The organism is Verrucomicrobiota bacterium, from assembly GCA_016871535.1.
In the GTDB taxonomy this organism is placed as follows: domain Bacteria; phylum Verrucomicrobiota; class Verrucomicrobiia; order Limisphaerales; family SIBE01; genus VHCZ01.
Genome location: VHCZ01000434.1, coordinates 1 through 2486, shown reverse-complemented (window position 1 = coordinate 2486; position 2486 = coordinate 1). Strand labels below are relative to the sequence as shown.

General features: G+C 58.1%; 2 protein-coding genes. Both read left to right on the top strand.

Annotated elements, in window-relative coordinates; all coding sequences use genetic code 11:
* The first annotated feature begins 210 nt into the window (after positions 1 to 210).
* Positions 211 to 2118 carry a glycosyltransferase gene (locus tag FJ398_27250; protein MBM3841575.1) on the top strand — a complete coding sequence of 636 codons (1908 nt, stop codon included), beginning with the start codon at positions 211 to 213 and terminating at the stop codon, positions 2116 to 2118.
* A partial coding sequence (locus FJ398_27245; GenBank protein ID MBM3841574.1) for a class I SAM-dependent methyltransferase occupies positions 2102 to 2486 on the top strand: 385 nt, incomplete at its 3' end. The genes FJ398_27250 and FJ398_27245, both read left to right, overlap by 17 nt.

Here is a 2486-nt window from a genome sequence, read left to right as displayed (position 1 = left end):
AGAAGAGCCAGAAAATCGGGCTGCAGTTGCTGCAGAACTTTGTGGCCTTGACCGCGTGAGCGCTCCCGTCGGCAAGCAGTGATCAGTATTCAGTATTCAGTGAGGACGACTGATAACTGATTACTGACCCCTGATCACTGATTGCCACGCCCCCCACGCCCCCGGACTGAAGTTGCGCTTTGAGATCGGGGCGGCTAACAATACTCCGGTATGGATTCACCACGCGTCCCGGTCGTCTGGCTGGCTTACGTTTCCTATCCGATTACCACCGCGGTTTATTTCGAGCGAGCTTTGCGGAGAAATTGTCAGGTCGTGACGTTCGGTCCCAAGATCGGAACGGACATCATTAAAGCGTGGCATCTGGAAAACATGAAGCTGCCGGTCGTGGACCAGGATTTTCCACTTCCGTTCGAGCCGGATATGCGCGAAGTGGTCATCTCCGCGCGCGGGCGGTTTCCCGATCCGGACCTGTATCTATGGATCGAGTCCGTGCCCGGCCATTTCCCCAAAAACCTGGACACCCTCACCTGCCCGAAAGCCTGTTACCTGATCGACAGCCACCTGAATCTGAACTGGCACGTCCAGTGGGCGCGGTTCTTCGATTACGTTTTTGTCGCGCAACGCGAATATGTTTCTGAGTTCCAGCGCCAGGGTTGCCGGAACGTGAACTGGCTGCCCCTGGCTTGCGACCCCGAAATCCACGCTCAGAAAACAACGCGGAAACGCTACGACCTCGGGTTTGTCGGCAGCATCTTCGCCAATTCCAGGCGGGCGCAGCTCTTGCAGCGGCTGTCGGACAAGCGCGTGTTGTTGAAGGCGGATCGCTGTTTCTGGGACGAAATGGCGATGCTGTTTTCCCAATCTCGAATCGTCTTCAACAACGCCGTCCGCAACGACCTCAACATGCGGGTATTCGAGGCGATGTCCACGGGATCGCTTCTGCTGACGGACCTGCCGGCGAACAGCGGCCAGAACGAATTATTCGTCGATGGCGAAGACCTGGGGATTTACGAAGATCGGACGGTTGTGGACAAAGCCCGCTACTATCTGATCCACGAAGAGGAGCGCGAACACATCGCGCGCCGAGGCCAGGCCATGGTTCACAAGGCCCACACCTACATGCACCGCTGCGCGGAGTTGCTTCAAGTAAGCTTGCGCGGCCAGAAAGCCACACCGACCGCCGGCGAATGGCGCGAGCGTTCGTCGGCGGGATTGAATTCAAGCCGGAAGTGGACTCCCAAACCGCCCGTGCGGCCCAAGGGTCGTTCGTTCATCATCCCCGTGTTGGACGCTTCTCCGGAAGGCCGGAAGGAATTCGAAGATCTGCTCGGGGATCTCACCGGGATCGAAGGCGAGGTCGTGGCGGTATTCAATTCCGTCGAAGCCGCGGCCGCCTTCAAGAACCATCCCCGGATCGATCTCTCCGCGAGTTTGAACGTGAATGCCGGCGTGCCGCGCGGCTGGAACATCGGTGTGCATCTGGCGACGCAGCCGACGCTGTTCTTCTTGAACGCTGACCTTCGGGTTTCTCTTTCGGCGGTGGAAGGATTGGAACGCGCGCTGTGGGAATTGCCGGCCGCGGCCGTGGTGGGCCCGGAGGGTTCGTTCTTCGGTTTCTACACCTACGAAGATATTTTGTGGTTCCACAAGGACAACCGGCCCAGTTCGCCCCATCTGGTGGACGCGGTGTCGGGGTTTTTCTTCGCCACCAAACGCGAGTTGTTCGCGAACAAAACCCTCCAATTCGAGGATCACTATACGCCTTGCTTCACCGAAGAATGGGATTTGGGGATTCAAGCGCGCGCGGCTGGCTACGCCTGCTACATCGTGCCGGTCACTGGCTATTCCCATGACTGGGGCGTATCGGTGCAGCGCGACCGCGTGATCTCGTATCTGAAGGACGAGAAGGGAATCAGCGGAGAAATCCTGGCGCGAAATCGAATCCGCTTTTGGCGCAAATGGCTCCAGGCCGCGGGCGAGCTGACGCTGCCCGAGTGGGAACCCAACGCACGGGAATCGGGCTCGCCCCCGGCTTCGCTGCTGCTGCAAAGTAAAATTGTCGAGGTGACCGGACGCAGGATCCAGAGTCACCGGACCACACTTGATCTGCACACTTGATCTGCAAGTTCAGCTCATCGAGAATCGCAATGTGTTCCCGCAGATCTTGAATTTTTTGGGACTGATCGGCGAAGGCGTCGAAGTCGGCGTTCAATCAGGCGCCTACTCCGAGGTGCTCCTGACGCACTGGCTGGGACGACGGCTCTTCTCTGTGGATCCCTGGCGCGAATGGTTGCGCGATTCCTATCAAGATTCCGCCAACGTCACGCAGCAACGCCAGGACCAGTTGTATCTTGAGGCCAAACGCAAACTGGATCCCTTCAAAGAGCGTTCCGTCATCCTTCGAAAGACCTCCAGGGAAGCGGCGCGTGATTTCGCGGATCGTTCCCTGGATTTTGTGTACCTTGATGCTCAGCATCAATACGATG

What these genes read in the sequence shown, in the direction of transcription:
- FJ398_27250 (MBM3841575.1), top strand. Translation starts at nt 211, where the DNA reads ATGGATTCACCACGCGTCCCGGTCGTCTGGCTGGCTTACGTTTCCTAT.